The following is a 25,973-nucleotide window of genomic DNA, read 5'->3' as shown; positions in this document are numbered from 1 at the left end:
ACTGCACCACAAACTGACATCTGGAGGTCCGAACAGGCGGACTCCCACTGAGGAGCCAGGCCGCGGCACGACGTCACATCCCATCCGAAGGGTCTGCGAGGTCACCGACCAAGAGGTGGCAGATTACTCTACCTATCCAATCACTAACCAGATTGCGGGTTCCCTTTTGGAGGCAGGCATCGAGCACACCACGGACTACCTGGACAAAGTAATCCACGGGTGGACCATGTTCGGTCAGCAACTGCAGCGTACATGGGACGGAATTAAGCCGGCGTTGCAGTAGCGTCATCGAAGGAAAGCAACCCTCCTCTCGCTTCCCAGGCGCCCATTCGTTCAGCCACGCTCTGGCGCCAGTTCGCATTGTTGGGAACGAGAAGCCCCTTCGGAACGGTGCTCTCCCAGGTGCCGTCTGCCCAGCACCATAGAACTACTCCGGTGTCGGGGTCCATGACATAGAACGCCCTACCATCCGTCTTGATGTTGTGGCAGCGTTGGCAAAGGCAAACCAAATTATCGCTCGAGGTTTTTCCGCCATCCGCGTAGGGAATTCGGTGGTCGAGCTGCGTAAGGTGAGCCGGCATGTCACAACCTGGACCTCGGCACGTTCCATCGCGCGCCTCAACAAACGCTCGAATTGCTTCAGTAGGGCGGTATCCCTCGGTTTCACCTGGCGCGATTTCTCGAGTCGAGGCGCCCTCTGGTGGGTCGATATACCCATATCCGGGAGCGAAGGCTAGTGAGGTATCAGCCTGCTGGAAAACGTTGATAACGATCTTTTGCTCGATCGGATCAAGGATGGTGGCCGCCAACGCACGGGCAAAGGAGATGCCCTCTTTCTCCGCGCGCTTACGGACTAGACGGTCAATGGTTTCTGCGGTAACTGCATCCAGGTTGGCGGTGATTTCACCACGACCGGCATACCGCTCCATGTGGTAGCGGTCGCGATCTTCTTCATCTTCGCCTTCAACGCAATAGTGCAGGGCGAGAACCTCAGAAATCACCTTCCGAATACGGGAGGCCTCGGGCAGGCGCTGATTCGGACGACGCGGGGTGAAGAGCTCTTCGAGAGCATCATCCACGAACGGATAGATGCGTTCCTCAACGCCTTGCAGCGCCTTGCCGATGGCCAAGATCCGGTCATAATCCAAGAACCAGTCCAGTTTGTTGAGGTGACGTAGTTTAGGCAGATACGAGATCTTTTTGAAGCCATAGAACAGATGTTCAGCTTTGTAGGAAGTCAGGCCAAGCTTGCGCGAAACATCTGCGAACGCTAGTTCAGCATCCTCGTCAGGCTGCGGCAAAATTGCATTAAAGGCACGCCAGGTCAGGCGATTGCTTTCCACAAATGACCTCCCGACCTCACACTTTGGATTTAGTGGAGCGAAGTAGGGTCCGTCCATCGAGTTTCCTTAAACGTAGTTTTGAGAACAGCATTCGCTGCGCAACTCCCCCTCCGAGCTGCTTGCCACCCAAGCTACAAAACGCCCCGGACGCCCGCAAGAATTTTCGAAAATAGAAACGGCGCTATTGGTACTTTTGCCAGTTCGACAAAGCTACTACCCCCGCCTACCCCCGCCGGAAGTTTCAGCCAAAAAGAGCATGCTTGACGACGCCCAGTTCCCCCACCCATGGCAAAGACCCCAGGGGCAAGCCTGGGGTCTTTTTTGGGCTTAGGTCTTAGCCCTCACCGTCGGTAGAAAGCGCTGCCACGAACGCCTCCTGCGGCACGGAAACCGAACCGATGGACTTCATGCGCTTCTTACCAGCCTTCTGCTTTTCCAGCAGCTTACGCTTACGAGAGATATCGCCGCCGTAGCACTTCGCCAGGACGTCCTTGCGCATAGCGCGGATATTCTCACGCGCAATGATCTTGGAGCCAATGGCTGCCTGGACCGGGACCTCGAACTGCTGGCGCGGAATGAGCTCTTTAAGCTTCTTCGTCATCTTGTTGCCGTACCACTGCGCCGAATCGCGGTGAACGATGGCAGAGAAGGCGTCGACCGGATCACCGTTGAGCAGGATATCCACCTTGACCAGATCAGAGAGCTGTTCCCCAGCCTCTTCATAGTTCAGCGAAGCATAGCCCTTAGTGCGGGACTTCAGCATGTCAAAGAAGTCGAAGATGATTTCACCCAACGGCATCGTGTAGCGCAGCTCCACGCGGTCCTCAGAAAGGTAGTCCATGCCGCCCATCTGGCCGCGCTTGGACTGACACAGCTCCATGGTGGAGCCCACGAACTGCTCAGGAACGATGATGGTCATCTTCACGATTGGCTCGTAGACCTCGCGCAGCTTACCGCCCGGCCAGTCGGAAGGGTTGTGGACGAGGGACTCGGTTCCGTCTTCTGCAACCACGCGGTAGGTAACAGAAGGCGCGGTGGAAATCAGGTCCAAGCCAAACTCGCGTTCCAAGCGGTCGCGCGTGATTTCCATGTGGAGCAGGCCCAAGAAGCCGCAGCGGAAGCCGAAGCCCAGAGCAACGGAGGTCTCTGGCTCAAAGGTCAGGGAGGCGTCGTTAAGCTGCAGCTTCTCCAGCGCATCGCGCAAGTCGGGGAAGTCCGCTTGGGAAATCGGGAACAAGCCGGAGTAGACCATTGGCTTCGGGTCCGCATAGCCCTTAAGCGGCTCGGTTGCGCCATTCGACGCCCAGGTAATGGTGTCGCCCACCTTAGTCTCGCGCACGTTCTTAACGCCCGTGATGAGGTAGCCCACCTCGCCCGGGCCCAGGCCGGCGCACCTCTGCATCGTCGGGGACACGATGCCCACCTCGAGCAGCTCGTGGTTCGCGCCAGTAGACATCATGGTGACCTTCTGGCGTGGGGTGAGCTTGCCGTCCATCATGCGGATGTAGGTGACAACGCCACGGTAGGTGTCGTAGACGGAGTCGAAGATCATGGCGCGGGCAGGGGCGTCATCAGGCGCCTCCGTGGAAGGCGGCGGCACCAGCTCAGCTACCTTGTCCAGCAGGTCCTCCACGCCTTCACCAGTCTTGCCGGACACGCGCAGAACCTCTTCTGGCTCGCAGCCGATGATGTGGGCAATCTCCAGCGCGTACTTCTCAGGGTCCGCAGCCGGCAGGTCAATCTTGTTGAGGACCGGGATGATCTCCAGGTCATTTTCCATCGCCAGGTACAGGTTGGCGAGGGTTTGGGCCTCGATGCCTTGGGCGGCGTCGACAAGCAAAATTGCGCCCTCACATGCCTCCAGCGCGCGGGAGACCTCGTAGGTAAAGTCCACGTGGCCCGGGGTATCAATCATCTGCATGACGATCTCTTCGCCCGCGTGCTTTCCGGTGCGCGGAATCCACGGCAGACGCACGTTCTGCGCCTTAATGGTAATGCCGCGCTCGCGCTCGATATCCATGTTGTCGAGGTACTGATCGCGCATGTCACGCGCGTCAACGACCTGCGAAAACTGCAGGATGCGGTCAGCCAGCGTCGACTTGCCGTGGTCGATGTGGGCGATAATGCAGAAGTTTCGAATCTGGGTTGGATTCGTAAACGTAGTGGCCGCAAAGTTTTTAGACATGGGTTTAGAATAGACGACATGACTAGCGGCAACCCACTCACCCGCTTACGGGTGGCACTCGGAATTGGTGAACGCGAGCCTGTCGACGTCGGACTAGCCCGCATCTCCGAGCGTCTCGGTATGAATAACGCCGCCGAATACCGCGAACCCCGCAAAGCCGCCCGCATCCGCGTCGAATGCACCAACTCCCATCCGCGCTCTGTGTGCTTCTCCCCCGACATGGACGGCCAAGCAGATTCTGGCGAGGTCGTCTGGGTCTGGGCGCCCTCCGACGGCAAGCAATCCCCGCCGCGCGAACGCGCACTCCTCATCGTCTCCCGCACCCGCACCACCGTGCTGGGGCTGCTCATCTCCACCAACCCAAACCATGCTCACGAAGAGGAATGGCTCGACATCGGCACTGGTGAATGGGACGAATCAGGCCGCCAGTGTTGGGTTCGTCTCGACAGAATCCTCGAGATTTCTGAGGAAGAATGCCGCCGCCAGGGCACGCTCTTCCCGGAGCGCCGTTTTGAGCGCATTGCCAACCGCCTTCGCTCGCGTTACCACTGGTCCTAAGTCCAGGGTCTGATTTGGGTTTTTCTTCCTGCTCCTGCTAGGTTTTGGAAGTTACTTACTTTCCGGGCGCGTTGGTCGGGGCGGTCAGGACCTTGGGTCCGCTCATCGAACATCAACGCCGAGCGCCATGCGGGACATGTCCGGCGGGTTGGTTTCCCAATGTAATCATTCGATTTCCAAGAGGTATTAAAGATGGCAAACATCAAGTCCAAGAAGAAGCGCATCATCACCAACGAGAAGGCACGTCAGCGTAACAAGGCTGTTCGTTCCGCAGTTCGTACCGAGATCCGCAAGTTCCGCGAGCTTGTCACCGCTGGTGACAAGGAAGCAGCTGAGAAGCAGCTCCGCGTCGCTTCCCGCGCTCTGGACAAGTCCGTGTCCAAGGGTGTCTTCCACCGCAACACGGCTGCCAACAAGAAGTCCGGTATGGCTAACGCTTTCAACAAGATGGCCTAATACACACCGCTTTTGATTGAAGGGACCTCCTTGTGGGGTCCCTTTTTTCGATCTATTCGAACACATAGACGGCCATGTCCGGGCGGCCCGCTACTATGGCAAACGTTATGAAAAATGTGAAGCCTTTGCTCAAGTGGGTCGGTGGAAAACGCCAGCTACTGCCCGAGATCCACGCTGCCCTCCCAGCAGAAGGATTCGACGGATATTTTGAGCCTTTCCTTGGCGGTGGCGCAGTGCTGTTTTCGCTGACCCCGCACAAGGCCACGGTCAACGATCTCAACACGGAGCTCATCAACGTCTACGAGACGGTCCGAGACGATGTCGCAGGTCTCATCGAGCTGCTGCAGACCTATCCCAACGAGGAAGACTTCTTCTACGAGATGCGCAGCAAAGACCGTGACTCCTCCTTTGCACACATGACGCGCACGGAGCGCGCCGCACGAACGGTCTATCTCAACAAGACCTGCTACAACGGCCTGTACCGCGTCAACAACGCCGGCCAGTTCAACTCGCCATTCGGCCGCTACACCAACCCCGCCATTTGTGATGAGGAAACGCTACGTGCGGTCTCCGAGTACTTGAACAGCAACAAGGTTTCCTTCAATACCGGTGACTACGCGGCCATCTTGAAAGACGCCAAGGAAGGCGACTTTGTCTACTTCGATCCGCCCTATGATCCGGTCAATCCCACCAGCAACTTCACGGGGTATCAGTCCGGGGGCTTCGGCCGCGAGGATCAGCTGCGTCTCAAGGGGGTCTGCGATAAGCTCGACGCCGCCGGCGTGAAGTTCCTGCTTTCGAACTCGGCCACGGACTTCATTCAGGAGATCTACTCCGAGTACGAGATAAACATCGTCGGGGCCACCCGCTCCATCAATTCGGTGGCGAGCAAGCGCGGCAAGGTAGACGAGGTTCTGGTGCGCAACTATGGATGAGCAGCTGGCTAGCTTGTGCGCGGAGTTCGACGTTCCGGGTGGGCAGACGCTGGGGCTAAACGACGTCGGCTGGCTCAAGGTTTTCCGCGATCCCACCGTTCGCGAGCAGCTTGAGCGCACCGGATTCGTGGTGGTAGAAGCAGCGCGCATCAAGGCGCTGTCCAGCCGTGAGCCGCGGCTTATGGCCAAGCACGACTTCTCCGCGGCGCGGCCCTGGTTCTTCCGGGAACACGGCTTATCCATCATGCCGGTGCGCCGAGATGCGTACCTGATTGGCCGCTTCGATGTCTATGAGAAGTTTCCCGAGCACGCCGCACCACTAAAGTCGCTGCCCATTCCGAGCGGCATTGAGTCGCTGGATTTTAAGAACCTGACCTCGGAGGCGGTGATGCTCAATGCGGCGGCACTGTCCGGAATCCTCACGGACTTCGTGGGTGGTGGGCAGCTCTACCCCACCGTGACGGGCCGCATGTCCACACTGCAGCTGCCTATTCGCCTGGCTGACCTGAACTTGGAGCTGGACGTCGACCGCGCGCAGATGGAGATCGACGGCGGCTTCGAATCCGCGGAGCGGCTCATCTTGGTTGAGGCCAAGAACCATATCTCGCCCGACTTCAACATCCGCCAGCTGTATTTTCCGTACCGGCGCTTCTCCCAGGCACTCGCCAAGGAAGTGGTGCCGCTGTACGTGGTCTATTCCAACGGAGTATTCCATTTGTACCGTTATTCTTTTCCTAGTCCGGCAGACTTCCGCAGTATAAAGCTGGAGGATTCCGCCCGCTACGTGCTTGGCGGTTCGGAGGTCACGGGCTCTGCGCTGCGCGCCGTTGCGCACCGCACGCAACCCGAGCCCGAGCCACGCATCCCGTTCCCGCAAGCCGATTCTTTCGCGCGCGTGGTCAGCTTGCTGGAGATGCTGCCCGTGGCCAAAGCAGAGATTCCGCAACGCTTCGGCTTCACGCCGCGCCAAGCGGACTATTACGTGAACGCCGGGCGTTACCTGGGCCTGATGGAGGTAAACGACGGAGTGGTTGAAGGCACCCCGCTGACGGGTTCGCGCGACGAGCGCAATCTGATGCTGGTGGATGCCCTCGCGCGGCGGCAGGTGTTCAACGCCGTCATTCGGGAAGTCGTGGAGCAGCAGCGCGCACTCACCAAGGCCGAAGCTCAGGCGCTCATGGAGGAAGCAGACCTGGGGCTTACGGGGTCGACGCTACCGAGGAGGGCGTCGACAGTCGCGGCGTGGTCGCAGTGGATTTGGGAGCTCATCGCACCAGAACAATTGATGCTGGTATAGCCTTCGCTGTCTCATCTATTGGGATATGTTGTACGTATGTACACAATTGGTGATTATCTTCTCGACCGCTTGGCGGAAGTCGGCATCACGGAACTTTTCGGTGTTCCCGGCGATTTCAATCTCAAGTTCCTCGACCACGTTGTGGCCCACGAGAAGATTCGTTGGGTGGGCAATTCCAACGAGCTCAACGCCGGATATGCGGCCGATGGATACGCCCGCCTGCGCGGCATCGGCGCATTCCTCACTACCTTCGGCGTGGGCGAGCTCTCCGCCGCCAACGCCATCGCGGGGTCCTACGCGGAGAACGTGCCGGTCATCCACATTGTTGGTTCGCCGCGCAAGGAGCTGCAAGCCTCCGTGGCCAAGATCCACCACTCCATGGGCGATGGAGACTTCGCCCGCTTCTTCCGCGTTGACCGCGAGCTGACCTGCGTGGCCGAGGATCTCAACGCAATGACCGCGCAGGCGCAGATCGATAACCTCATTGTCCAGGTGTTGTTCCAGCGCAAGCCCGGCGCGCTGCATCTGGCGGCGGACGTCGCCAGCACCCCCTGCACGCCACCGAAGGCTCCGCTGCCGCTCATCGAGCAGCTCGACTCGGAAGCCGCCGCACAAGAGTTTGAGCGGGACCTGAAGGGCTTCCTCAAGGGGCGTACTCTCGCAGTGCTTGCCGACGTCCTCGTGCATCGCTTTGGCTGCCAGTCCACGCTCCAGGGCTATCTGGATCGATCCGGGGTTCCTGTAGCAACGTTGAGCTGGGGCAAGTCCCTCATCGATGAGGAGACCTCGAACTTCGCGGGAATCTACTCTGGTGCGGCGTCGCATGGCGATACCCGCAAAACCGTCGAGGAGGCCACTGCCTTGGTGACCGTGGGCGTGGACTTTACCGATAACATCACCGCGGGTTTCTCCGTTGCGATTTCCCAAGATAACCAGGTCGATATTCGCCGCGATACGGCCTACATCCAGGGCAATGCCTACACGCCGCTGAGCATGGGCCGGGCCATCGAGATTCTGGACCAAGTCACAGCCGAGGTATCGCCAGAGTTCATGCCGGTGGGCAAGACCAACCCTGCGGAGAAGGTAGAAATCACCGACGAGCCGTTGTCGCAGGAACAACTCTGGGCGGTGGTCTCACGCGCACTGGAGCCGGGCAACGTGGTCATCGCGGAGCAGGGCACCTCTTTCTTTGGACTCTCGGCGCACCACTTCCCCACCGATACAGTGTTCATCGGCCAGCCGATGTGGGGCTCCATCGGCTACACGCTGCCCGCAACACTTGGTGCGGCGCTGGCGCAGCCGGGGCGTCGTCCAGTGCTGCTCATCGGTGATGGTTCCGCGCAACTGACCATCCAGGAAATCGGACAAATGGTGCGCGAAAAGGTTCCCGCGGCCATCTTCTTGGTGAACAACAATGGCTACACCGTTGAACGCGCAATCAACGGCGAGGACGAGTACTACAACGACATCCCGGCGTGGGATTGGTCCAAGACGCTAGATTTCTTTGGGGCTGGCGACTTTGGGCTTACGCTGCGGGCCACTACTGGCGCGGAGCTCGAAGAATCCGTGGCCGTGGCCACCGCGAACAAGGACAAGCTGGTCTTTGTGGAAGCGGTGACCCCGTACAACGACTACCCGGAGCAGCTTAAGCGTGTAGCTGCGGCGCTATCCCCACGGAAGCACTGATGAGAACGCATCCGGCGATGATGAAGAACGCGCCGGATGCGATGTCAATCCAGGGGCCAGCGGCCAGCATGCGGCGGCGAATCGCGGACGTAGAAATAACCGTGCTGAGCAGCACGAACGTGAGATAGGCCGAAAGCGATAGGCCCAGGATGAGTGCCACCGCGAGCCACAGCGGCGGATGCGGTGGCAGAAGCGGGGCAATCATCGCCGCGAGGTAGAGCACGATCTTTGGGTTGGAAAGGTTCGTGGCCAAGCCGGTGCGGAAGACCTGCCCAAGGCTGCCCAAGCGCAGGGCGGCCTCCTCAATATCAGCGGGCGGATTGTGGAGCAGTTCCAGACCGCCCTTGATTGAACGCACGCCCATGAAAATCAGGAAGGCACCACCGATTCCCTGAATGGCCCGCAGAATCCCCGGGAACGCGGTGAGAACTGCGGCGGCGCCAAACACGGTGATCGTGTACCAAAAGAGCACTCCCAACTGGATTCCGGTCGCGGCAGCGATGGCGTGCTTGCGCGAGCGCGTGGCGTAGCGGGTAACCAATACGATGTCAGGCCCAGGAGCCAACGCGCCCAGAAGGTTCATGAACATCAGTGCCGCAAATGCGGACCAACTCATGAAAAGCGCTCAATCAGGTCTTCGCGCCCAAACATGCGGGCGGAGTCCACGGCATTCGGGGTGCCAGCCTGCGGGTCAGCGCCGGCGGCCAGAAGTGCGTCGACCACGGCGTCTTCCTTCTTGAAGATGGCACCAGCCAGCGGGGACTGATTGCGGTCGTTGAGAAGGTTAACGTCAGCGCCAAGAGCGGCGAGTTCGCGCACGAGCTCGGCGTGGCCGTTGTAGGCAGCGAGCATAACGAAGGACTGGCCGTCCTGGTTAACCATATCGGCGTTGACGCCCTGCTTGATGTACTCGAGGAGGGCGGCGTCGCCGTGGCGGGCGAAGTCAAAAAGCTTTGAGGCGAATTCCTGGACGTCTTGGGTGATGTCTTCCATGAAAAGCAAGTCTATCGCGCGAGTTCAGCGACCCGGCGCACGGCTGCCTCAATGGCAAAGTCCTCATCGCCGCCTTGGCCCTTGACTGCGGCGTCGAGCTCCGCCATGAGGATGACCGCCTTGTTGACGTTGTCCTCAGACCAGCGGCGCGCTACCGGCTGGGTCATCTTCACCACGTAAGGGGCCAGCCCGGTGTCTTTGGCCAGGGAGTATTGGTCGCCGCGGGCTGAGTAAAGGCGGGCGATGGCGCCGACCTTATTGGCGAGAGCCGCGGCAATAGCCACCGGGGAGGCGCCAAGCTGGAGCGCGCGGCGGCAGGTAGACACGGCCGCCTCGACGCGGCCGGCCACGGCGGCGTCGGCAATGTCCCAGTTGGCCACCTCAGCGATGCCCACGTAGTAGTTGTGCACGGCCTCACGAGTGACGTTGCCGTTGGTGTCAAAGACCAGCTGGGAGATGGCCGAGGCCAGCTCGCGCAGGTCAGAGCCCACGCCGTCGAGGACAGCCTGCACCACGTCAGGGGTCGGCCGTACGCCGTGGGAGGCGAACTCGCGGGTGGCCCAAGAGCCCAGCTCGTTGGGATACAGCGAGAAGACCTCGTGCACCTCGCCCACCTTTCGCAGCTTGGCCACGATCTCCGGTGGTTTCTTCTTGCCCTTCAGTGTCTTTGCGGTGACGGTGTAGATGAGCACCAAGGTCATGCCCGGTCCAGGATCAGCGACCGCAGTGAGCAGGACCTGGGTCAGTTCCTTGCCCACCTTTTCCACGTCGCTGATGACGATGACGCGGTTGTCACCAAACAGTGACGGGCTGGTGGCCATGGCGATCTCGCCTTCGGAGACCTCAGAGGCTTTCAGGCGCACCACCTCGACGCCCTCCCCGGCCGCTTTCTGGATGGAAAGTCGGGCGCGTTCAGTGAGGAATTCGTCGTCGCCAAGGATGAGGTGGACTTGCTGCATGGGTGCAATTCTAGCGGTAGAACACCGGGATGCCTTCAGGAGTGCGGGTGGGATAGTCCGGCGGGGAGTCTTCGGTAACCACGATGGAGCAGGTGCCCGGCGGGATCGGATAAACATCCTCCTCCGTGGCAACCACGTGCACAGGTTTCTGTGGTGTCTCCAGGTGCCGCGGGACGAGGACCGCAATCACGCACAAAAGGGTCAGCAGCGGGCGGCGATAAATAATGCCGGCCACCACCCAGCCATAGGCCAGCAGCACGAGGAACGGGCTGGCGGCCACGGTGTTGAGAGCAAGCCCGGTGCAGCCGTGAGCGATAGTGTTGATCCACCAAGTAAAGGGTTCCGCCACGGCGAGCAGGCCCGCACCCAAGACGGAGAGCGGCCCTAGCTGGGCGAAGATGGCGGCTATAAGCCCGAGGATGGTCACCGGCGCCGTGGCGGGGGCGACTAGGACGTTGGCCAGGACCGAGACCACGGAGACTTCCCCCGCCATCAACGCCACAATCGGCATTGTCACGAGGTCCGCGGCGATGGCTACGGCAAGGGCACGGATAAAGATGTCGGGCCAGCCGATCACCGCGAGGTGCCGGTAGAGCAAGGGCGAGACCACCACGATTCCCGCAGTCGCGGCCACGGAGAGCGCAAAGCCAAAGCTAGAACACAGCTCGCTGTCGATGAAAAGCAACACGATTATCGCCAGGCTCAGGCCATGCATCGGCTCCATCCGGGAAGAGTTGAGCACCGCGAGCAACCCCACCAGGCCCATCACGGCGGCACGTTGGACAGAAGGCTCAAACCCGACGAGGAGCACAAACACCACGAGCGCGGCTAACGACGCCGCCACACGCAGCCGTGGCCCCTTCACCAACAGGGCCGCAGCACTACAGACAATCGCCACGTTGGAGCCGGAGACCGCGCTTAGGTGAGACAAGCCGGTATCAATGTAGAGCTGCTTCTCCGCGGCATCCTGCAGGGTGGTATCGCCCAACACCATGCCGGGCAGCAGTCCCTGCGAGGAAGGGCCCACTGTGGTGACCACGAGCTCGCGGAAGTTCTCCGCCACGTGCGCGGCCAACGAGTCCGGCGGCGTCAAGCTCGTCAGCCGCCCATGGGAGACGGTGACCTCTGCCCCACTGGGAGCAGGCTCATCCGCGAATACCGGAACCTGGAAGGGGTAGCCCGGCACGCGCAAACGCAGCAACCAGCCGCCGCGGGTCTCGGAGGGATCGGAGATGACGGTGCCGGTGAGGACGTCGCCAAGCGGCACTGCGCGCGCCAGCCGCACCTTGGTGACCACAATCGCAAGCGCACTCAAAGCAGCGCACAAGATTGCCTGGCCCCGTTGCCACCGCCACAACACGAGGGCGAAGACTGGCACCACAATGCACCAGTTGCCGTGCAAGGCCAGCAGCGTGGCCGCCCACACCGCACATGCGGCCGGCAACAGGCGCAGCTGCTTCATAGCTGGACCTGGTCCTTGAGGCCCTCGAACTTGGCCGGGCCGATGCCGCTGATGTCCATGAGCTGCTCCACTGAGCTGAAGCCACCGATTTCCTCGCGGTGCGCGATGATGGCCTCCGCGGTCACCTCGCCCACGCCTTTTAAGTCCATGAGCTGTTCTTTCGTGGCCGCGTTGAGGCTCAGCAGACCTTGGCCAGGTTCGCCAGCGGGTCCTGGCACGGGCGCAGGCATGCCGACGACTATTTGCTCGCCGTCGGTCAGCCGTTTGGCCAAGTTGAGGTTGAGGAGATCGATGCCGGGCTTGGGCCGGGCGTGGTCGAGGGCGTCGGCAATGCGCGCGTCAGGTGCCACCGTGACCAGGCCCGGGTTGTCCACCTCCCCCACCACGGAGACCACGAGGGAGCTTGGCGCAGGAGTCGAGGAGGTGGGGCTGGTCGCGGCATAGGGCTCCGCGCGCGAGGAAATCCCCAGCCACACCAAAATTCCCGCGGCCACCAGGACAGCGATGGTGCACGCAATCCACGGCGGCACGGAAATGCGCGGGCGTGGATAGCTGACGGTGAGGAGGTCCTCCTCCCCTGTGGGACGGGAGAGCTCGCGAAGGCGATCGCTGATGTGGGGCATGCCCTCGACGCTACGAAGGCGGCGCCCGAAGGTCGAGGGTCAATTGTCAAAGCTGTGGATAACTTGTTGAGCGCGTCAACAAATAGGTTACTTCTCCGCAGGCTTTCGTGGCGCGAAGAAGGAATGCGGCTTGTCTGGGGTCTCCTTACTAAAGACCACGGAGACGCCGATGGCGCCAGAGCCAGCGTGGACCGCGAGGACGTCCGTCAGCTCTTCCAGCATGAAGGACGAGCCCTCCGGCAAAGCCATTTCGAGCAGCTCAAGCAGACGCTCAGCAGGTTCTTCGGCGTCGTTGTGCTGCAAAGCCACAAATACTGGGTCGCCGTCCGCGCGGGAGGCAATGAGGTCCACGAGCTTGGTGAAGGCCTTGGTCTGCGTACGCGTCTTGCCCACCAACTCCAGCTTGCCGCCCACGATGGACATGATCGGCTTGGTAGCCAGGAGTGCTGTTGACAACATGGCGGTGGTGGCAGAAAGACGACCCGAACGGCGCAAGTCCTCCGTGGAGTTGAGGTAGACCCAGGTTTTGCCGCGCTTGACGGTGTCAACGGCCGCGGCGTGGCATTCCTCCAGCGAGGCGCCTTCCTGGGCAAGCTTGGCAGCAGCCATTGCCGCCGCGCCCATGACCATGCCGGCGGAGCCCGAGTCGATCACTTTGACGGTATCCGGGAACACGCCGGACGCGGTGACCGCGGCCGACCACGTGGAGGACAGTTCCTTGGACAGGTGAATGGCCACCACGCCGGCGTCGTTGGCGCGTTCCATCTGCCGGCCATAGGCGGCAGCCAGCTCCAAGGAGGTCAGGCCCGAGGTAGATTGCTCGCCCTCGGTATCCATGACGTGCAGATCAAGGACCTGGATCTGGAGTTGCTCCACGACTTCTTGGGACAGACCAGCAGCAGAGTCAGTGACAATGCGAACGGACACTAGACGTCCGCCCCCGCTCCGCCGACCACGTGCGCGCCCATGTTCCAGCCGTCGAAGTACCACTTGGCGCCATCGACGTTGTCCGGGGTGAACTCCAGGGAGGAAGTGGGATTGCCCGGATTGAAGTCCGGGCGGGCTGCCAGCTGGGACCAGTGGGTGTTTTTAAGTCCTGACAGGATGCCGTATTGCTTGTGCTCGAGGCCCAGAAGGTTGCAGGTCAACGCGGAAATCGCGCCTCCATGTCCGACCACGAGCACGGGGCCCGGGCTCCAGTCATGGGTGCGCATGAGCTCGTCGATGACGGGGCGGGCACGCTTGGCGACGTCCACCCTCGACTCGCCCTGCGGCGGCGCCCAGGTGGGATCGTGGCGCCAGATGGCGCGTGCGCCAGGGAACTCCTCGTCGACCTCGACGGAACTCATCCCCTGCCAGTCGCCCAGGTTGGTCTCGCGCAGGCGGGCGTCGATGGAAGGCTCAAGCCCGAGCTCCTCGCCGATGACGCGCGCGGTCTCGCGGGCACGGATGAGATCCGAGCACACGATGGCCGAGATGTTTTTGTCTCTGAGCATCGCCGCCGCGCCCTTGGCCTGCTCATAGCCCACCTCGGACAGCTCGGTGTCCAGGTGGCCCTGCATGCGGCCAGTGGCGTTATAGGTGGTCTGACCGTGACGGATCAGAATAAGACGGCGAGTCAAGGTTTAGTACTCCTCGTCCTCTTCCGGCTCCGGCTGAGCCAGCGGGATCTCATCAATGGACTCGACTTCGCGCAGGTTTACCTCGTTGGACCACTCGCCTGGGCGCTCTGGGGTCTCGATGCCGTCGATCTCGATGATCGGGCAGTCGTGATACAGGCGGTCCAGGCCGTAGAATTCGCGCTGGTCGTTGCGCTGGACGTGGATGACGATGTGACCGTAATCCAGCAGTACCCAGCGGTTTTCGCGGTTGCCTTCGCGGCGCTTTGGCTCATGGCCAAGCTTGGTCAGCTCGTCCTCGATTTCCTCCACGATGGAGGCCACCTGGCGCTCGGTCTCGGCGGATGCCAGCACGAAGATCTCGGTGATAGCAAGCACGTCAGAGACGTCGATGGCCACGATGTTCGTGGCCAGCTTCTCGTCAGCAGCGTGCGCCGCGGTTTCAGCCATCTTGCGGGCTACATCAGTAACGGACATGTGCTTTCCTTCAAATATCTTCGAATACTTTTTAGTTCTGCCAGTTTCGCACGTGAGAGGTGCGTTTGGCTATTTCCGTGAATTCTTTTTTCCCAAATTCTATAAAGGCTTATCAGGATTAGGGCCATAAAGATTGTTCTTAGCGATGTATTGCACAACCCCATCCGGCACGAGGTACCACACCGGCTCGCCTTCCCTGGCGCGCTCGCGGCAATCGGTGGAAGAAATGGCCATGGCGGGAATTTCGATGAGTTCGATCCCGGTTTGGGATTCTAGCGGCAGCATATCCTTGCTGAGTTCGTAGCCGGGGCGGGTGACGCCGACGAAGTTGGCCATCTCTAGCATGACCTCCCAATCGCGCCAGCTCATGATCGAGGCCAGGGAATCGGCGCCGGTGATGAAATAGAGCTCGGCATCGGGGAAAAGCTCGCGCAGGTCACGCAGGGTATCGATGGTGTAGGTGGGCCCCTTGCGGTCGATGTCGACGCGGGAGACGGTAAAGCGCGGATTCGAGGCGGTTGCCACCATGGTCATCAGGTAGCGATGCTCGGCTGCGGTGACGTCGCGCCCCGCCTTCTGCCACGGCTGGCCGGTGGGCACGAAGACTACTTGGTCCAGCTGGAAGCGGTAGGCCACCTCACTGGCGGCCACGAGGTGGCCATTGTGGATGGGGTCGAAGGTGCCGCCCATGATTCCAATGCGCTGTGGACTAGTCATGAGTGGAGATTATACGTGCACCTTCTGCCCATCCGCGGGCGTGGGCGCCTGGGTGAAAAAGAGATAGAGACATATTTTAAGGTCGAGTTTGACCGCTTCCCTGCAGGATCCACTTTGTGGAGGTCAGCTCCGGCAACGCCATCGGACCGCGAGCATGCAGCTTCTGGGTGGAGATACCGATCTCCGCGCCCATGCCATAAACCTCGCCGTCGGTAAAGGCGGTGGAGGCATTGAGCATGACGGCGGCAGCATCGACCTCATTGGCGAACTTAAGCAGAACATCGGCGTCCTCGGCGGCGATACCCTCGGTGTGGCCGGTGGTGTACTCGGCGATGTGCGCGATGGCGCCATCGACACCTTCCACGACCTTGGCGCAGATATCGTTGCTTAAGAACTCCTCGCGCCATTCCTCGTCGGTTGCTTCCACGGCGTTGGCCACGCCGAATTGCTGGAGCTCGGCGACCTCGCCATGGATGACCACGCCCGCCTCCTGAAGGGAGGTGATGACGCGGAGTTTCGCGACGTCGGCAAGCGCGGCGTCGAGCAGCACGCACTCGGTGGAGTTACAAACCGAAGGGCGGCGGGTCTTGCCGTTGATAACCATGGCGATGGCCTTGTCGAGGTCAGCGCTGGCATCGATGTAGAAGTGGCAATTGCCGGTGCCGGTCTCAATGGCAGGGACGGTAGCGCCCTCCACCACCGCATTGATGAGGCGAGCAGAACCACGGGGAATCACGACGTCGACAAGCCCGCGCGCCATGATGAGATCCTGCACCGAATCGTGGCTCTCGCACGGCAGGAGTTGCACGCCCTCGCGCGGAAGGTCGAAGTGCGCCAGGGTGTCCTGGAGGATCTCCACGAGCTGCTCGTTGGAGTTGCGTGCGGACTTAGATCCGCGCAGCAGCGGCACGTTGCCAGACTTGAGCGCAAGGCCAAAGGCATCCACCGTGACGTTCGGGCGGGCCTCATAGACCATGCCCATAACGCCGAGCGGCACGCGCACCTGCTTCATCTGGATGCCGTTATCCATGGTGTGGCCCCGCAGTACCTCCCCTACTGGGTCCTGCAGGGCGGCGACCTGGCGCAGGCCGCCGGCGATACCTTCGACGCGCGTGGCGTCAAGCGAGAGCCTGTCGATTAAAGAATCATTCATCCCGGCCGCGCGGCCAGCGGCGACGTCGCGCTCATTGGCCTCGAGGATCTCAGGGGTGCGGGCCACCAGGTTTTCAGCGGCACGCAGAAGAATCTCATTCTTGCGCGGGGTAGAAAGCTGCGCGAACTGCGGCGCAACTTTCTTCGCCTGACGTGCCAGTTTTAGTACTTGGTCTCGTTCTTCATCGCGAGTGAGTTGGCTCATGAGGCTCAAGCTTACTGAAGTTAGCCTCGACAGGACAGACCATGGGCACGCCTTCGTCATCGATGACTCGAGCGCGGATGCCATAGACCTCACCCAACAGCTCGGTGTTCAGCACCTCTGCGGGCGTGCCATGGGCATGCACGCGGCCGCCATGGAGAACCACGAGCTCATCGCAATAGCGCGCGGCCAGGTTGAGATCATGGATAGCTACCAACGCCACCGCCCCGCGGGAGACCTCCTTGCGCAAGGTATCCAGCAGATGCACCTGGTGGCGCAGGTCGAGCGCGGAGGTCGGCTCATCCAACAGCATCAGATCCGGCTCGCGGGCCAGCATCTGCGCCACGGCAACGAGCTGGCGCTGGCCGCCCGAGAGCTGGTGGACGTAGCGGTGCGCGAGATGCACGATGCCGAGCTTTTCGAGCGCCTCAACCGCCGATTCCAAGGCGTTGGCCGAGCCGCGCTTAGCGGAGATGACCACCGATTCAAAGGCGGTCAGGGAGGCGCTGGTCAAAAGGTCCTGCGGCACGTAGCCCACGGTGGCATCACCGGTATCGCACGTACCCGAAGTTAGTTTTTGGATGCCAGCGATGGTTTTGACCAAGGTGGACTTGCCCGCGGCATTCGGACCGATAAGGCCGACGATGGTGCCGGGGCCTGGTTCTGGGAGGTCAACGCCCTTTAGAACCTCCCGTTTACCAAAGCTCACGCATGCTTGTTCTACTTTCAGCACTTGATCCTCCTCTTGGTGAAGATGAGCAGCACGAAGAAAGGAACGCCAACAAGAGCGGTGATGATGCCGATGGGCACGGCAACGCCGGGGATGATGGTGATGGATACCGCGTGGGCACCCGCCAGCAGCATCGCGCCCGCTGCCATGGAGGCCGGAGCGAAGAATCGCTGATCCTCGCCCACCAAAAGGCGTGCCACATGTGGGCCAACCAAACCGATGAAGCCAATGATCCCGGCGAAAGCAACGGCACTTGCGGCCAGCAAGGATGCCACCACGAGGGTGGAAACGCGCAGCCGCTGCACGTTGATGCCCAGCGCTGCCGCGCGCTCATCGCCCAGGCGCAGCGCCGTGAGCTTCCACGCGTTGAAGGCGGTGAAGGGCACAGCGATGAGCAAGGTGGCGGAGATGATCAGGTTGGACACCCAGTTCGCGCGCTGCAGTGAGCCCATGGTCCAAAAGACGATCTGCTGCAGGGCCTCAGTCGAGGCGCTGTATTGCATCAGCGAAAGCAGCGCCTGGAAGAGGAATACCAGGGCGATGCCAAGCAGAATCATTGACTCCGCACTAGCGCCGCGCCACACCGCCGCACCTGCGACGATGGCCACGGCCACTAGAGCCGAGAGCCAAGCGACGGCCGCGAGATTGAACTGCGGATTTCCCAGCACGGTCCAGCCCAACACGATTGAGGCAGCGCCACCGAAAGCCGCGGCGGCGGAAATACCCAAGGTGAAAGGCTCGGCCAAAGGGTTATCCAGAATGGTCTGCATGTGCGCGCCGGATAGCGCCAGTGCGGCGCCGATGAGCACGGCCATAACCGACGCCGGTAGACGCAGGTTCCACAGGACCGTGCGGGTGGTTTCATCCACCTGGCCCGGTAAGAAAATGCCACGCAACATCTCCATCGGGGAAAGGTGAATCGGGCCGACCACCGTGGCGACAACGAAGGCCACGAAGGCAGCAAGCACCAGTCCACCGATGGTGAGTACCTTGCGTAAGTTATTGCTTCGGTACTCGGCGATTACCTGGTTGGTTTCGGTTTTCTGGTCAGTCTGCGAACGATCAGAAGAGGTCAAAAGTGCCATTTTCTAGTGCTTGTGTGCGTCTTTGGTGGTGAAGAAAACGCCGCTGTAGTCGATGGGCAGCCACTTGTCGTGGAAGTCAGCGAAGTCTTTTTCTGGGTCTAAGTCCTTGAAGGTTTCTGGGTGCATCCACACGGCAAACTGCTCCAGGGCGAAGACGTTGAAAGGCGAATCGTAGAACTGGTGGTAGACAGCGTGGAAGTTGCCTTCCTTTGGGGCCTCAAGCTGATCAAAGCCCGGGGTCTTGAGCAGGCCTTCGAGGGTCTCCTGCGCCTTTTCTTCCTTGGCCGCGTAACCCATCTCCACGTGCGGCAGGACCTCCGGCTTTTCCGGGTCCTTGGCCCATGCGCCGCCGGTGGCGATGATGTGCTCTGGCTGCTCAGCAAGCACCTTTTCTGCGGTAAGGTCTCCAGACTCGGTGTCCAGCAGGCTATCGCCCAGGTTCTCACCGCCGGCGGCATTAACCAGGTCACCTAGGTTAGAGTCCTTGACCGTGGAGCAGCAATCCTTCAGGCCCGCTGCGCGCCAGACCAGGGTGCGCGGCTTGTTGCCAGCCTTTTCTGCGCGGGACTTGATGTCATCTACCTTGCCGGTATAGAACTTGTTGAACTCTGCGGCCTTGTCCTCCTGGCCGAGGAGCTGGCCGAAGACTTCCATGGACTTCGGGGTGTTTTCCAATGGCTTCTGACGGAAGTCGGTGAAGACGTACTTCAGACCGGCCTGATCCATCTTGTCCAGGAAGCCGGACTTCTCCGCAGCCTTCTTGTGGTCGAGGGTCATGACCACGACGTCCGGCTTTTGCGCGAGCAGGTTTTCGACGGTTACGTCGCCCTTGGCGATGTTGCCGATAGTCGGCAGATCCTTGTACGCCGCATTGGTTTCGGCGAACTTGGATTCGAAGCTGGGCGCAGCCTGGTGGAGATCCTTGCCCACTGCCACAATGTTGGCGAGTGGGTCTTCACGGTTGAGGATCGAGGTGGCGAAGAGCCCGCGGCCTTCGCCCAGGACGATGCGCTCTGGCTGCTTGTCGAAGGTGACCTCGCGGCCAGCGACGTCAGTGATGGTCACAGCAGTGTCCCCCGCGGCGCCGGTAGAGCCGGTGGACGCGGAGGTGTCTTCGCTGTTGCTGCACGCGCTCAACGCAGTCGCGGAGGCGAGCATAGCCAGGGTGGCTGCCGCAATGCGGACGGAATACTTGGGTACGTTGAAATGGGTCATGAAAGAAAGTCCTTTACTCACGAACAATAGCCAAGCTAACTTAGGCTTAGCTAAATTGAACACGTGCGAGAATACAACCACTCACGTAGACCCGGAAAATGGTCCCCCCCGAGTTTTATTTAGGTCACTTTAAAGTTGAATAAAATCCTCTAAAGAAACTCATCCCCTACAGCATGGTTATCCGCGCCGGATGTCACGTGTGGCTATAGCTCAAGCGCGCAGCCACCCGCACTACGTTCCAAGTAGTTCCACCCCCTGTATTACGCGGTACACCCCAAGCGAACAGTCTATGATCCATGAGAATGCCAGTTCGTTAGGATGAGTTTATGGATAAACGACCAAATGTGTCGCTTCCTCTAAACCTTGCCGAACAGCCCGAGGCAATAACTGGCGAGAAAGTTGGTTATGCCCGTGTGAGTTCTAAGGATCAAAACCTGGAGCGGCAGACCGAGCTGTTACGTAAAGAGGGGGTCTCCTCTCTTTATGAAGACCGGATGACCGGTTCGACGCGCCAACGTCCAGGACTCGAAAAAGCTCTGCGGCATGTTCGCAAGGGCGATCAGTTGATTGTGACATCCATGGATCGCCTCGCCCGCTCGCTGTCTGATTTGCCTTCCATCGTTGATGACATCACTGCACGTGGTGTTTCGGTGAAGTTTCTCAAAGAGAGGGCAGGCTTACTCGAAGGATTCGATGCCGGTGGCCAAGCTTATGCTCGGGCTCCTGGGATCCGTGACGGAATCTGAGCGTTCCATCAGCCGCGAGCGCCAGGCTGAAGGCATTGCACCAGAAAAAGAACGCGGCGTTTATAAAAGGCGAGCAAAGGTGCTCACAGCGGAGCAGGTCGAGCAGGCGAAAAAGTGGATCGGTGAGGGGATACCGAAAACGAAATTGGCCAAACAGCTCGGCGTTGGCCGTACGACTTTGTATAGCTACCTTTAATATGATTGAGCCTTTACTTCTTCAGTGGGCCCTCAATGTGGGTGTATTCTTGAGGTGAAATACTGAAGCTTGTAGCGAGTTGAGTAGCATATAAACGCTAAACGAGCAAAAGTTGGACAAACTGCAGAGGTAGCTTGCGTTTATTTTTTAGATAGCGACGTTAGTTATCTGTGCTACTGAACTCAACTATCGTATCGGAAAAACATTATCGAAAAGACAGCAAGTGTGGTTGTTATGAAGAATTCAGGATAAATTCTCCATTCTATAATCTCCATAGAAAAAACCCTGATAACGCCAAATATAAAAACTATTGCACTGGCGACTGCAAGTGCCCAAGCAAGGCGTCGTGCCGTTGGGGTTCTCTTATTCATTCCTTAACCTTCCACTTGCTGTGATGATTTTTCGAAGAGAATAATTTTCTAACACTTCGAGGACACGGCAGCTAGAAAGCCGCTTGAGCCAAGTCCCCACATTGCCAAAGCAAGAGCCTTGCCGTGGAGTCCAGCCCTGGAGACGATCTTTGTTGCGTAGGTCCATCCTCCTGAATGAACCAGATCGACTGCCCATAGCAGCATGGTGCAGGCGAATCCTCCGATTCCTCCACTCCGTACAGAGATTTCACCTTCTTTTGCTGCGGGTGGGAGTACCTGGATTACGCGGGTTTCGCCTGTTTCATCAGTGAGCGTCGATTGGCCAGTCTCGGCATTGAAGGAGCCTCGAATTTCTCTTCCATTCTCATGGAAGATTACCTCTCCATTTTCTAGGTGGGTGACGGTTGTTTCTGGTGTCTCTTCCCCGTGCGTTGGGGGAGACTGGATTGAATCTGCGGAAGGGGTCGGTTCTGCATTGGCGATCCCTGTTCCTGCAAACGGAATCGCTAGTGCCAAACTTAACGCCGTTAGCTTTGTTCTGACGCTAACTTTTGTCATGCGATTCTCCTAACTCTAGAGGTGATACTTAAGCAACTTTCGAGGTGATTCTTAATGTACCAGAGGTTAATCATCTAAAGAATGGTTTTCCATAAATGTATACGTTCGTATAGCCCAAGCGCGCAGCCTCCCCCGCGGACCCCGCGGACTACTGCCCCAGCTCCTTGCGGCGCTCGGCTGCCAGACGCAGGCGCTCGGCCCGGTCTTTGTCATCCTTCTTTTTCAATTCCTCATAAAGTTTTTTGTCGTCCTCGGAGAGCTTGACCGCAGCCCTGACACCCCACGAGGCGAAAGCTGCAATCGGGAAGACAAGCCAGAAATAGTCCCAATTGAAGACGAAAAGACCCAGGAAGAAGAGGATCATCGTCACTGACCAAAGAACAGCATTGATTCGTTGGACTAACCCTCTGCGTCGCTGCAGCCGGTCGAGCTCGGCCTGCGCTTCCGATTCCTTGAACGGGACGGCCTCTGCAATTGGATTGTCAGGAAGGTCCTCAAAGAGGGAAGCGATCTCGCCGCGGGTACGCGCAACAGCCGCCTTTCCTGTGCGGTCTTCGAACTCGTTAATGTCGATGAGACCGTTAGCGAAGTGGGTGCTGAGGAGGCATAGCGCATTGTGGCGTTCGGCGTCTCCCACACGAATGTCTTTGTTCATGCTTTTAAACTTTAATATCCAGCGTTCGGATCCACACGGGTAGGAATTTCCTCGCCAGCCTCAAAGGCCGCGGCCACCTTTGCGGTGTGTGCTCCCAAGTGGCGACGCACCGAGTTACGGGTATTGGCAATGTGCGGTGCAATGACCACCCGCGGGTCCTTCCACAGCGGGTGATCATCCGGGAGCGGCTCCGGCTCAGTGACATCGAGCGCTGCGCCGGCAATCTCGCCAGAGTCCAGCGCTGCCAAAAGATCCTCGGTACTGATGAGCGGGCCACGGCCCACGTTGACCACCACCGCGTGATTCGGCATCTGGGCAAACACGTTTTTGTTGACCATGTGGTGGGTCTGCGGGGTAAGCGGCGCGATGAGCACAAAGTAGTCGGCCTCAGGCCAAACCTTGTCCACCTCGGAGATGGGATAGGTCTCATCCGCGCCTGGAACCGCGTTGCCGGACCGGTTTACGGCAATGATGCGCGGGCCAAAGCCAGAGAGCATCGTGATGAGCCGCTTGCCGATACCGCCGGCGCCGATGATCGCCACAGTCTTGTCCTCGTGCAGGTAGGTCTTGTGATCCTGCACCTCCTCGTAGCTGGAGAAGGTGTCGTTGACATAGCGATGGGCATGCAGCTGCGCGAGCAGCAGCGCGATGGTGGATTCCGCCACGGTGTTATCGAATACACCAGCGGCGTTGGACCAGATAACGTCGGTCTCCTTCATGACATCGAGCAGATGGTCTACGCCTGCAGAAGGAATCTGCACGAACTTGATGTTCTCCGGCAGTCGCAACGGGAAGTCCGAGCCGTCGCCGTTGTAGATGAGGAAGTCGGCATCGGAAAGCTCCGCGAGCTCATGGCCAGCTCCCCGCAAGGTCTCGATGGATTCTTCCCATTGTTCCGGCAACATAGCGTATTTCATGGTCTTCTCCTAGGGTTTCTTTGGCTTCTAGTGTCTAGATTCGGGACGCGTAATTGGAAAGGTAGTCGGCGTGCACAACGGGGCGGCGCAGCTCCTCGGGCAGCTCCTCGGTGTGGCGGCCGATGACCGAGCGCAAAATCTTCGAGTCAAAGCCCACCTCGCCACGGCCGATGTTTTCGCCCTTGGGTCCCAGGATGTCGATGATTTCCCCGGCGTTAAACTCGCCGATGACCTCGGTGACGCCAACTGCCAGCAGGGAGTTTCCTCCCCTGGTCACGGCTTCTACCGCACCCTCGTCAAGGCGCACAGCACCGCCGGTATCGGCACAGTAGAGAGCCCAGAACTTCCAGGCCGAAAGATGGCGCTCGGGGCGGGTGTGGAACACGGTGCCCACGGAGGCGTCGGCAAGCGCGCGCCCGATGTTGTCAGCCGCAGTCAGCAGAACAGGGATGCCTCCGCGCGTGGCGATGCGCGCCGCGGCGACCTTGGTGGCCATGCCGCCGGTGCCCACGCGGCCGCCATCACCAGCGACGACGCCCTTCAAGTCCTTGCCCGTGCGAACCTCCTCGATGAACTTGGCCCCGGGCTCAGAGGGGTTCTTGTCGTACAAGCCATCCACGTCAGACAGGAGGAACAGTGCGTCGGCACCGACCAAGTTCGCCACCAATGCAGAGAGGCGATCGTTATCACCGAAGTGCATCTCCGAGGTAGCGACGGTGTCGTTCTCATTAACGATGGGCACGATGCCGAGCTGGCGTAGGCGGTCGATGGTGCGCTGCGCGTTGCGCGCGCGATCACGCTGCCCAGTATCGGAGGCGGTCAAAAGTACCTGCCCGATGGAGCGGCCATAGCGGGCGAAGGACACGCCCCACTCATAAGCCAGGTGCACCTGCCCCACCGCGGCAGCCGCCTGCTTGGTAGCAAGATCCTGCGGGCGACGCTTGAGCCCCAGCGGGCGAATGCCAGCGGCAACCGCGCCCGAGGAAACCAGGATGACATCAGAGACCTGCATGCGCGCACAGATGGCGTCGACGATGCGGTCGATCTTCTCGGTAGAGGTTGTGAAATCGTCCTTGGTCAGAGACGAGGAGCCAATCTTGACCACGATGCGCTTGGCCCGAGCTAGCTCGCTGCGCAGCTCGGATTGATATGCAGCGGGTTCGCCTAATTCCGGGAAATCCGGCTGCGCAATCTTGCCCTGCGAGGGCTCTAGCGGCAGCGGATACTCCGGGAAGGACTCGTTGAGAGTGGGGATGGAACAGCGATCTGATGTGTCAGAGGTCATGCCATCCCAGCATACAGACCTTTGGTCCTAGCCCTGCCAACGATCGCGGTTCGCCTGCTCGCGGGTGACCTTCTCGTCATCGCCAAAGTCATACTCGTCGATGAGACCACGGCGAGCCTGCGAAGCGCGCTTACGCTCAGCGGCGGAAACACGCTCGGTGCCGCCGAGGCGACCGTCGAAGCCGCGGCCGGCATCCGTGGCACGGCCGCCGGTCATCGGCTCCCATTCGAAGGTGATGCCGCCGATGGTCACCGGGCAGCCCTCAACAGCGCCCTGCTTAAACAGCTCATCTTCCACGCCGGCCTTGGCCAAGCGGTCAGCGAGGTAGCCGATGGCTTCATCATTTTCGAAGTCGGTTTGCACAATCCAGCGCTCGATCTTGTCACCCTCCACCACGAAGGCGCCAGCAAGCTCGGGATCAGGACGCACGGTGAAGTCAGCGTGGGAGCCGGACTTACGCTCGCCACGTGGGCGAATGATGGTGTGGTTCTTATCCGCCTTAACCTTCGGCTGGGTGCGGCGGTGCTCCTTGACCATTTCAAGCAGCTTGTACTTGAGCGGATCGAGGCCCTTGCGTGCCACCGCAGAAATGATGAAGACGGGCCAGCCGTACTTCTCCTCCAGCTCTGGCTTGACGAACTCTGCTAGTTCCTCCGCCTCCCGAATATCCGCCTTGTTCAAGATAATGATGCGTGGACGCTGCCGCAGATCGCCCAAGCCGGTGTCCTGGTCCAGCAGTTCTTGGTACTTTGCGAGCTCCTCCTCGAGCGCCTCAATATCGGAAAGCGGGTCGCGGCCCGGCTCCAAGGTGGCAACGTCAACGACGTGAGCGAGCACCGCGGTGCGCTCGATGTGGCGCAGGAAGTCCAATCCGAGGCCTTTGCCGTCAGCAGCGCCGGGGATAAGACCTGGAACATCGGCCATGGTGAAGGACTCAAAGCCCATGTCCACCACGCCGAGGTTCGGCTGCAGAGTGGTAAACGGATAATCACCAATCTTTGGCTTGGCCGCAGAAAGCACGGAAATTAGGGAAGACTTGCCGGCCGATGGGAAACCGACGAGGCCGACATCTGCCATGGATTTAAGCTCCAACACCAGATCGCGGGCCTCGCCGGGCTCGCCCTGCAACGCAAAGCCTGGTGCCTTGCGGGCAGCAGAGGCTAGGGCTGCGTTGCCAAGGCCACCGAAACCGCCTTCCGCAGCGACGAAGCGGGTGCCAGGAACCGTAAGGTCCGCCAGCATCTCGCCGTCCTCGGAGTAGACCACGGTGCCGGCCGGGACCTCGAGGATGAGATCCTCGCCGCGGGCGCCATTGCGCCAGTCACCAGCACCGTTGTTACCGCGGCCGGACTTCAGGTGCGGACGGTAGTGGAAGTCCATCAGGGTGTGAACCTGCGTGGAAACCTCCAGCAGGATGTCTCCTCCGTGGCCGCCATTGCCGCCGTCTGGACCGCCCAGCGGCTTAAACTTTTCACGGTGCACCGAAGAGCAGCCGTGGCCTCCGTCGCCGGCCTGCAGGTGAAGTACGACGCGGTCAATAAAACGTGCCAT

General features: G+C 60.1%; 28 protein-coding genes. 8 read left to right on the top strand and 20 right to left on the bottom strand.

The annotated features are described in order from the left end of the window. Positions 1 to 115: 115 nt before the first annotated feature. On the top strand, positions 116 to 283 hold the full coding sequence (locus tag I6I72_RS10765; protein ID WP_174775818.1) for a hypothetical protein: 168 nt from the start codon (positions 116 to 118) through the stop codon (positions 281 to 283). Here I6I72_RS10765 and I6I72_RS10760 read toward each other — a convergent pair. Together I6I72_RS10760 and lepA are read right to left on the bottom strand one after the other, a co-directional pair. Further along, positions 264 to 1,343 (bottom strand): HNH endonuclease signature motif containing protein, encoded by a 1,080-nt coding sequence (locus tag I6I72_RS10760; RefSeq protein WP_157800419.1) that lies wholly within the window; start codon positions 1,341 to 1,343, stop codon positions 264 to 266. The genes I6I72_RS10765 and I6I72_RS10760 overlap by 20 nt on opposite strands. Positions 1,344 to 1,677: 334 nt before the next feature. After that, the gene (gene lepA / locus I6I72_RS10755; protein WP_049147740.1) at positions 1,678 to 3,528 is read right to left on the bottom strand and encodes a translation elongation factor 4; all 1,851 of its coding nucleotides are present in this window, start codon (positions 3,526 to 3,528) and stop codon (positions 1,678 to 1,680) included. 18 nt (positions 3,529 to 3,546) lie between these two features. Between lepA and I6I72_RS10750 the strand changes: the two genes are divergently transcribed. The 5 genes from I6I72_RS10750 to I6I72_RS10730 all read left to right on the top strand — a co-directional run bounded on the left by I6I72_RS10750 (position 3,547) and on the right by I6I72_RS10730 (position 8,460). Beyond that, positions 3,547 to 4,086 carry a type II toxin-antitoxin system PemK/MazF family toxin gene (locus tag I6I72_RS10750; protein ID WP_005528336.1) on the top strand — a complete coding sequence of 180 codons (540 nt, stop codon included), beginning with the start codon at positions 3,547 to 3,549 and terminating at the stop codon, positions 4,084 to 4,086. A 192-nt stretch (positions 4,087 to 4,278) separates the two neighbouring features. Then, the gene (gene rpsT, locus I6I72_RS10745; RefSeq protein ID WP_005528335.1) at positions 4,279 to 4,542 is read left to right on the top strand and encodes a 30S ribosomal protein S20; all 264 of its coding nucleotides are present in this window, start codon (positions 4,279 to 4,281) and stop codon (positions 4,540 to 4,542) included. 107 nt (positions 4,543 to 4,649) lie between these two features. Beyond that, complete coding sequence (locus I6I72_RS10740; RefSeq protein WP_049147742.1) at positions 4,650 to 5,477, top strand: DNA adenine methylase; 828 nt, start codon at positions 4,650 to 4,652, stop codon at positions 5,475 to 5,477. Beyond that, complete coding sequence (locus tag I6I72_RS10735; protein ID WP_201806880.1) at positions 5,470 to 6,774, top strand: type II restriction enzyme; 1,305 nt, start codon at positions 5,470 to 5,472, stop codon at positions 6,772 to 6,774. The genes I6I72_RS10740 and I6I72_RS10735 overlap by 8 nt, the downstream gene beginning before the upstream one ends. Positions 6,775 to 6,810: 36 nt before the next feature. Beyond that, complete coding sequence (locus I6I72_RS10730; protein ID WP_049147746.1) at positions 6,811 to 8,460, top strand: alpha-keto acid decarboxylase family protein; 1,650 nt, start codon at positions 6,811 to 6,813, stop codon at positions 8,458 to 8,460. Here I6I72_RS10730 and I6I72_RS10725 read toward each other — a convergent pair. The 13 genes from I6I72_RS10725 to I6I72_RS10665 all read right to left on the bottom strand — a co-directional run bounded on the left by I6I72_RS10725 (position 8,420) and on the right by I6I72_RS10665 (position 19,694). Then, positions 8,420 to 9,076 (bottom strand): LysE family translocator, encoded by a 657-nt coding sequence (locus tag I6I72_RS10725; RefSeq protein ID WP_049147748.1) that lies wholly within the window; start codon positions 9,074 to 9,076, stop codon positions 8,420 to 8,422. The two genes, I6I72_RS10730 and I6I72_RS10725, sit on opposite strands and share 41 nt — an antisense overlap. Continuing rightward, entirely contained in the window at positions 9,073 to 9,453 is a 381-nt protein-coding gene (locus tag I6I72_RS10720) for an ankyrin repeat domain-containing protein (RefSeq protein ID WP_049063153.1), read from the bottom strand. Before I6I72_RS10720 ends, I6I72_RS10725 begins: the two co-directional genes overlap by 4 nt. A gap of 11 nt (positions 9,454 to 9,464) precedes the next feature. Further along, a complete protein-coding gene (gene holA, locus I6I72_RS10715) occupies positions 9,465 to 10,412 on the bottom strand; it encodes a DNA polymerase III subunit delta (RefSeq protein ID WP_172953403.1) in 948 nt (315 codons plus the stop codon). A gap of 10 nt (positions 10,413 to 10,422) precedes the next feature. Beyond that, positions 10,423 to 11,874, bottom strand: coding sequence for a ComEC/Rec2 family competence protein (locus I6I72_RS10710; protein WP_049147750.1), 1,452 nt, complete (start codon positions 11,872 to 11,874; stop codon positions 10,423 to 10,425). Then, positions 11,871 to 12,497 (bottom strand): ComEA family DNA-binding protein, encoded by a 627-nt coding sequence (locus I6I72_RS10705; protein ID WP_005528321.1) that lies wholly within the window; start codon positions 12,495 to 12,497, stop codon positions 11,871 to 11,873. The genes I6I72_RS10710 and I6I72_RS10705 overlap by 4 nt, the downstream gene beginning before the upstream one ends. Positions 12,498 to 12,584: 87 nt before the next feature. Further along, on the bottom strand, positions 12,585 to 13,424 hold the full coding sequence (locus tag I6I72_RS10700; RefSeq protein ID WP_049063155.1) for a DegV family protein: 840 nt from the start codon (positions 13,422 to 13,424) through the stop codon (positions 12,585 to 12,587). Beyond that, positions 13,424 to 14,119: a histidine phosphatase family protein gene (locus I6I72_RS10695; protein ID WP_049063156.1), complete on the bottom strand. Its 696-nt coding sequence runs from the start codon at positions 14,117 to 14,119 to the stop codon at positions 13,424 to 13,426. The genes I6I72_RS10700 and I6I72_RS10695 overlap by 1 nt, the downstream gene beginning before the upstream one ends. 3 nt (positions 14,120 to 14,122) lie before the next feature. Then, positions 14,123 to 14,593, bottom strand: coding sequence for a ribosome silencing factor (rsfS, locus tag I6I72_RS10690; RefSeq protein WP_005528318.1), 471 nt, complete (start codon positions 14,591 to 14,593; stop codon positions 14,123 to 14,125). 99 nt (positions 14,594 to 14,692) lie between these two features. Further along, a complete protein-coding gene (gene nadD, locus I6I72_RS10685) occupies positions 14,693 to 15,310 on the bottom strand; it encodes a nicotinate-nucleotide adenylyltransferase (RefSeq protein ID WP_005528316.1) in 618 nt (205 codons plus the stop codon). Between the two features lie 76 nt (positions 15,311 to 15,386). Then, positions 15,387 to 16,667 carry a glutamate-5-semialdehyde dehydrogenase gene (locus tag I6I72_RS10680; protein ID WP_049063157.1) on the bottom strand — a complete coding sequence of 427 codons (1,281 nt, stop codon included), beginning with the start codon at positions 16,665 to 16,667 and terminating at the stop codon, positions 15,387 to 15,389. Then, on the bottom strand, positions 16,645 to 17,397 hold the full coding sequence (locus I6I72_RS10675) for an ABC transporter ATP-binding protein (protein ID WP_049063158.1): 753 nt from the start codon (positions 17,395 to 17,397) through the stop codon (positions 16,645 to 16,647). The genes I6I72_RS10680 and I6I72_RS10675 overlap by 23 nt, the downstream gene beginning before the upstream one ends. Beyond that, positions 17,391 to 18,479: a FecCD family ABC transporter permease gene (locus I6I72_RS10670; protein WP_049063159.1), complete on the bottom strand. Its 1,089-nt coding sequence runs from the start codon at positions 18,477 to 18,479 to the stop codon at positions 17,391 to 17,393. Before I6I72_RS10670 ends, I6I72_RS10675 begins: the two co-directional genes overlap by 7 nt. 3 nt (positions 18,480 to 18,482) lie before the next feature. Next, positions 18,483 to 19,694, bottom strand: coding sequence for an ABC transporter substrate-binding protein (locus tag I6I72_RS10665; protein ID WP_049063160.1), 1,212 nt, complete (start codon positions 19,692 to 19,694; stop codon positions 18,483 to 18,485). 326 nt (positions 19,695 to 20,020) lie between these two features. Here I6I72_RS10665 and I6I72_RS10660 point away from each other — a divergent pair, with 326 nt between their 5' ends. Both I6I72_RS10660 and I6I72_RS13760 read left to right on the top strand, forming a co-directional pair. Continuing rightward, entirely contained in the window at positions 20,021 to 20,440 is a 420-nt protein-coding gene (locus I6I72_RS10660; RefSeq protein ID WP_080986252.1) for a recombinase family protein, read from the top strand. Next, positions 20,427 to 20,636, top strand: a complete 210-nt coding sequence (locus tag I6I72_RS13760) for a helix-turn-helix domain-containing protein (RefSeq protein WP_236081519.1) — start codon at positions 20,427 to 20,429, stop codon at positions 20,634 to 20,636. The genes I6I72_RS10660 and I6I72_RS13760 overlap by 14 nt, the downstream gene beginning before the upstream one ends. Before the next feature lie 419 nt (positions 20,637 to 21,055). Here I6I72_RS13760 and I6I72_RS10655 read toward each other — a convergent pair whose 3' ends face one another. From I6I72_RS10655 to obgE, 5 genes are all read right to left on the bottom strand, one after another. Further along, positions 21,056 to 21,565, bottom strand: coding sequence for a hypothetical protein (locus tag I6I72_RS10655; protein ID WP_141741074.1), 510 nt, complete (start codon positions 21,563 to 21,565; stop codon positions 21,056 to 21,058). A gap of 148 nt (positions 21,566 to 21,713) precedes the next feature. Further along, positions 21,714 to 22,220: a DUF1707 SHOCT-like domain-containing protein gene (locus I6I72_RS10650; RefSeq protein ID WP_049063162.1), complete on the bottom strand. Its 507-nt coding sequence runs from the start codon at positions 22,218 to 22,220 to the stop codon at positions 21,714 to 21,716. Positions 22,221 to 22,231: 11 nt separating this feature from the next. Then, entirely contained in the window at positions 22,232 to 23,137 is a 906-nt protein-coding gene (locus I6I72_RS10645) for a D-isomer specific 2-hydroxyacid dehydrogenase family protein (RefSeq protein ID WP_049146647.1), read from the bottom strand. A gap of 34 nt (positions 23,138 to 23,171) precedes the next feature. After that, positions 23,172 to 24,422, bottom strand: coding sequence for a glutamate 5-kinase (proB, locus tag I6I72_RS10640; RefSeq protein WP_236592621.1), 1,251 nt, complete (start codon positions 24,420 to 24,422; stop codon positions 23,172 to 23,174). Positions 24,423 to 24,449: 27 nt separating this feature from the next. Further along, complete coding sequence (gene obgE, locus I6I72_RS10635) at positions 24,450 to 25,973, bottom strand: GTPase ObgE (protein WP_005528303.1); 1,524 nt, start codon at positions 25,971 to 25,973, stop codon at positions 24,450 to 24,452.

It is taken from the genome of Corynebacterium striatum (genome assembly GCF_016728105.1).
In the GTDB taxonomy this organism is placed as follows: Bacteria; Actinomycetota; Actinomycetes; order Mycobacteriales; family Mycobacteriaceae; genus Corynebacterium; species Corynebacterium striatum.
This window is presented reverse-complemented; position numbering and strand designations above follow the sequence as displayed.

What these genes read in the sequence shown, in the direction of transcription:
- I6I72_RS10645 (WP_049146647.1), bottom strand. Translation starts at nt 23,137, where the DNA reads ATGAAATACGCTATGTTGCCGGAACAATGGGAAGAATCCATCGAGACC.
- rpsT (WP_005528335.1), top strand. Translation starts at nt 4,279, where the DNA reads ATGGCAAACATCAAGTCCAAGAAGAAGCGCATCATCACCAACGAGAAG.
- I6I72_RS10665 (WP_049063160.1), bottom strand. Translation starts at nt 19,694, where the DNA reads ATGACCCATTTCAACGTACCCAAGTATTCCGTCCGCATTGCGGCAGCC.
- rsfS (WP_005528318.1), bottom strand. Translation starts at nt 14,593, where the DNA reads ATGTCCGTTACTGATGTAGCCCGCAAGATGGCTGAAACCGCGGCGCAC.
- I6I72_RS10670 (WP_049063159.1), bottom strand. Translation starts at nt 18,479, where the DNA reads ATGGCACTTTTGACCTCTTCTGATCGTTCGCAGACTGACCAGAAAACC.
- nadD (WP_005528316.1), bottom strand. Translation starts at nt 15,310, where the DNA reads ATGACTAGTCCACAGCGCATTGGAATCATGGGCGGCACCTTCGACCCC.
- holA (WP_172953403.1), bottom strand. Translation starts at nt 10,412, where the DNA reads ATGCAGCAAGTCCACCTCATCCTTGGCGACGACGAATTCCTCACTGAA.
- lepA (WP_049147740.1), bottom strand. Translation starts at nt 3,528, where the DNA reads ATGTCTAAAAACTTTGCGGCCACTACGTTTACGAATCCAACCCAGATT.
- I6I72_RS10725 (WP_049147748.1), bottom strand. Translation starts at nt 9,076, where the DNA reads ATGAGTTGGTCCGCATTTGCGGCACTGATGTTCATGAACCTTCTGGGC.
- I6I72_RS10650 (WP_049063162.1), bottom strand. Translation starts at nt 22,220, where the DNA reads ATGAACAAAGACATTCGTGTGGGAGACGCCGAACGCCACAATGCGCTA.
- I6I72_RS10740 (WP_049147742.1), top strand. Translation starts at nt 4,650, where the DNA reads ATGAAAAATGTGAAGCCTTTGCTCAAGTGGGTCGGTGGAAAACGCCAG.
- I6I72_RS10735 (WP_201806880.1), top strand. Translation starts at nt 5,470, where the DNA reads ATGGATGAGCAGCTGGCTAGCTTGTGCGCGGAGTTCGACGTTCCGGGT.
- proB (WP_236592621.1), bottom strand. Translation starts at nt 24,422, where the DNA reads ATGACCTCTGACACATCAGATCGCTGTTCCATCCCCACTCTCAACGAG.
- I6I72_RS10655 (WP_141741074.1), bottom strand. Translation starts at nt 21,565, where the DNA reads ATGACAAAAGTTAGCGTCAGAACAAAGCTAACGGCGTTAAGTTTGGCA.
- I6I72_RS10730 (WP_049147746.1), top strand. Translation starts at nt 6,811, where the DNA reads ATGTACACAATTGGTGATTATCTTCTCGACCGCTTGGCGGAAGTCGGC.
- I6I72_RS10660 (WP_080986252.1), top strand. Translation starts at nt 20,021, where the DNA reads ATGGATAAACGACCAAATGTGTCGCTTCCTCTAAACCTTGCCGAACAG.
- I6I72_RS10720 (WP_049063153.1), bottom strand. Translation starts at nt 9,453, where the DNA reads ATGGAAGACATCACCCAAGACGTCCAGGAATTCGCCTCAAAGCTTTTT.
- obgE (WP_005528303.1), bottom strand. Translation starts at nt 25,973, where the DNA reads ATGGCACGTTTTATTGACCGCGTCGTACTTCACCTGCAGGCCGGCGAC.
- I6I72_RS10750 (WP_005528336.1), top strand. Translation starts at nt 3,547, where the DNA reads ATGACTAGCGGCAACCCACTCACCCGCTTACGGGTGGCACTCGGAATT.
- I6I72_RS10710 (WP_049147750.1), bottom strand. Translation starts at nt 11,874, where the DNA reads ATGAAGCAGCTGCGCCTGTTGCCGGCCGCATGTGCGGTGTGGGCGGCC.
- I6I72_RS10705 (WP_005528321.1), bottom strand. Translation starts at nt 12,497, where the DNA reads ATGCCCCACATCAGCGATCGCCTTCGCGAGCTCTCCCGTCCCACAGGG.
- I6I72_RS10680 (WP_049063157.1), bottom strand. Translation starts at nt 16,667, where the DNA reads ATGAGCCAACTCACTCGCGATGAAGAACGAGACCAAGTACTAAAACTG.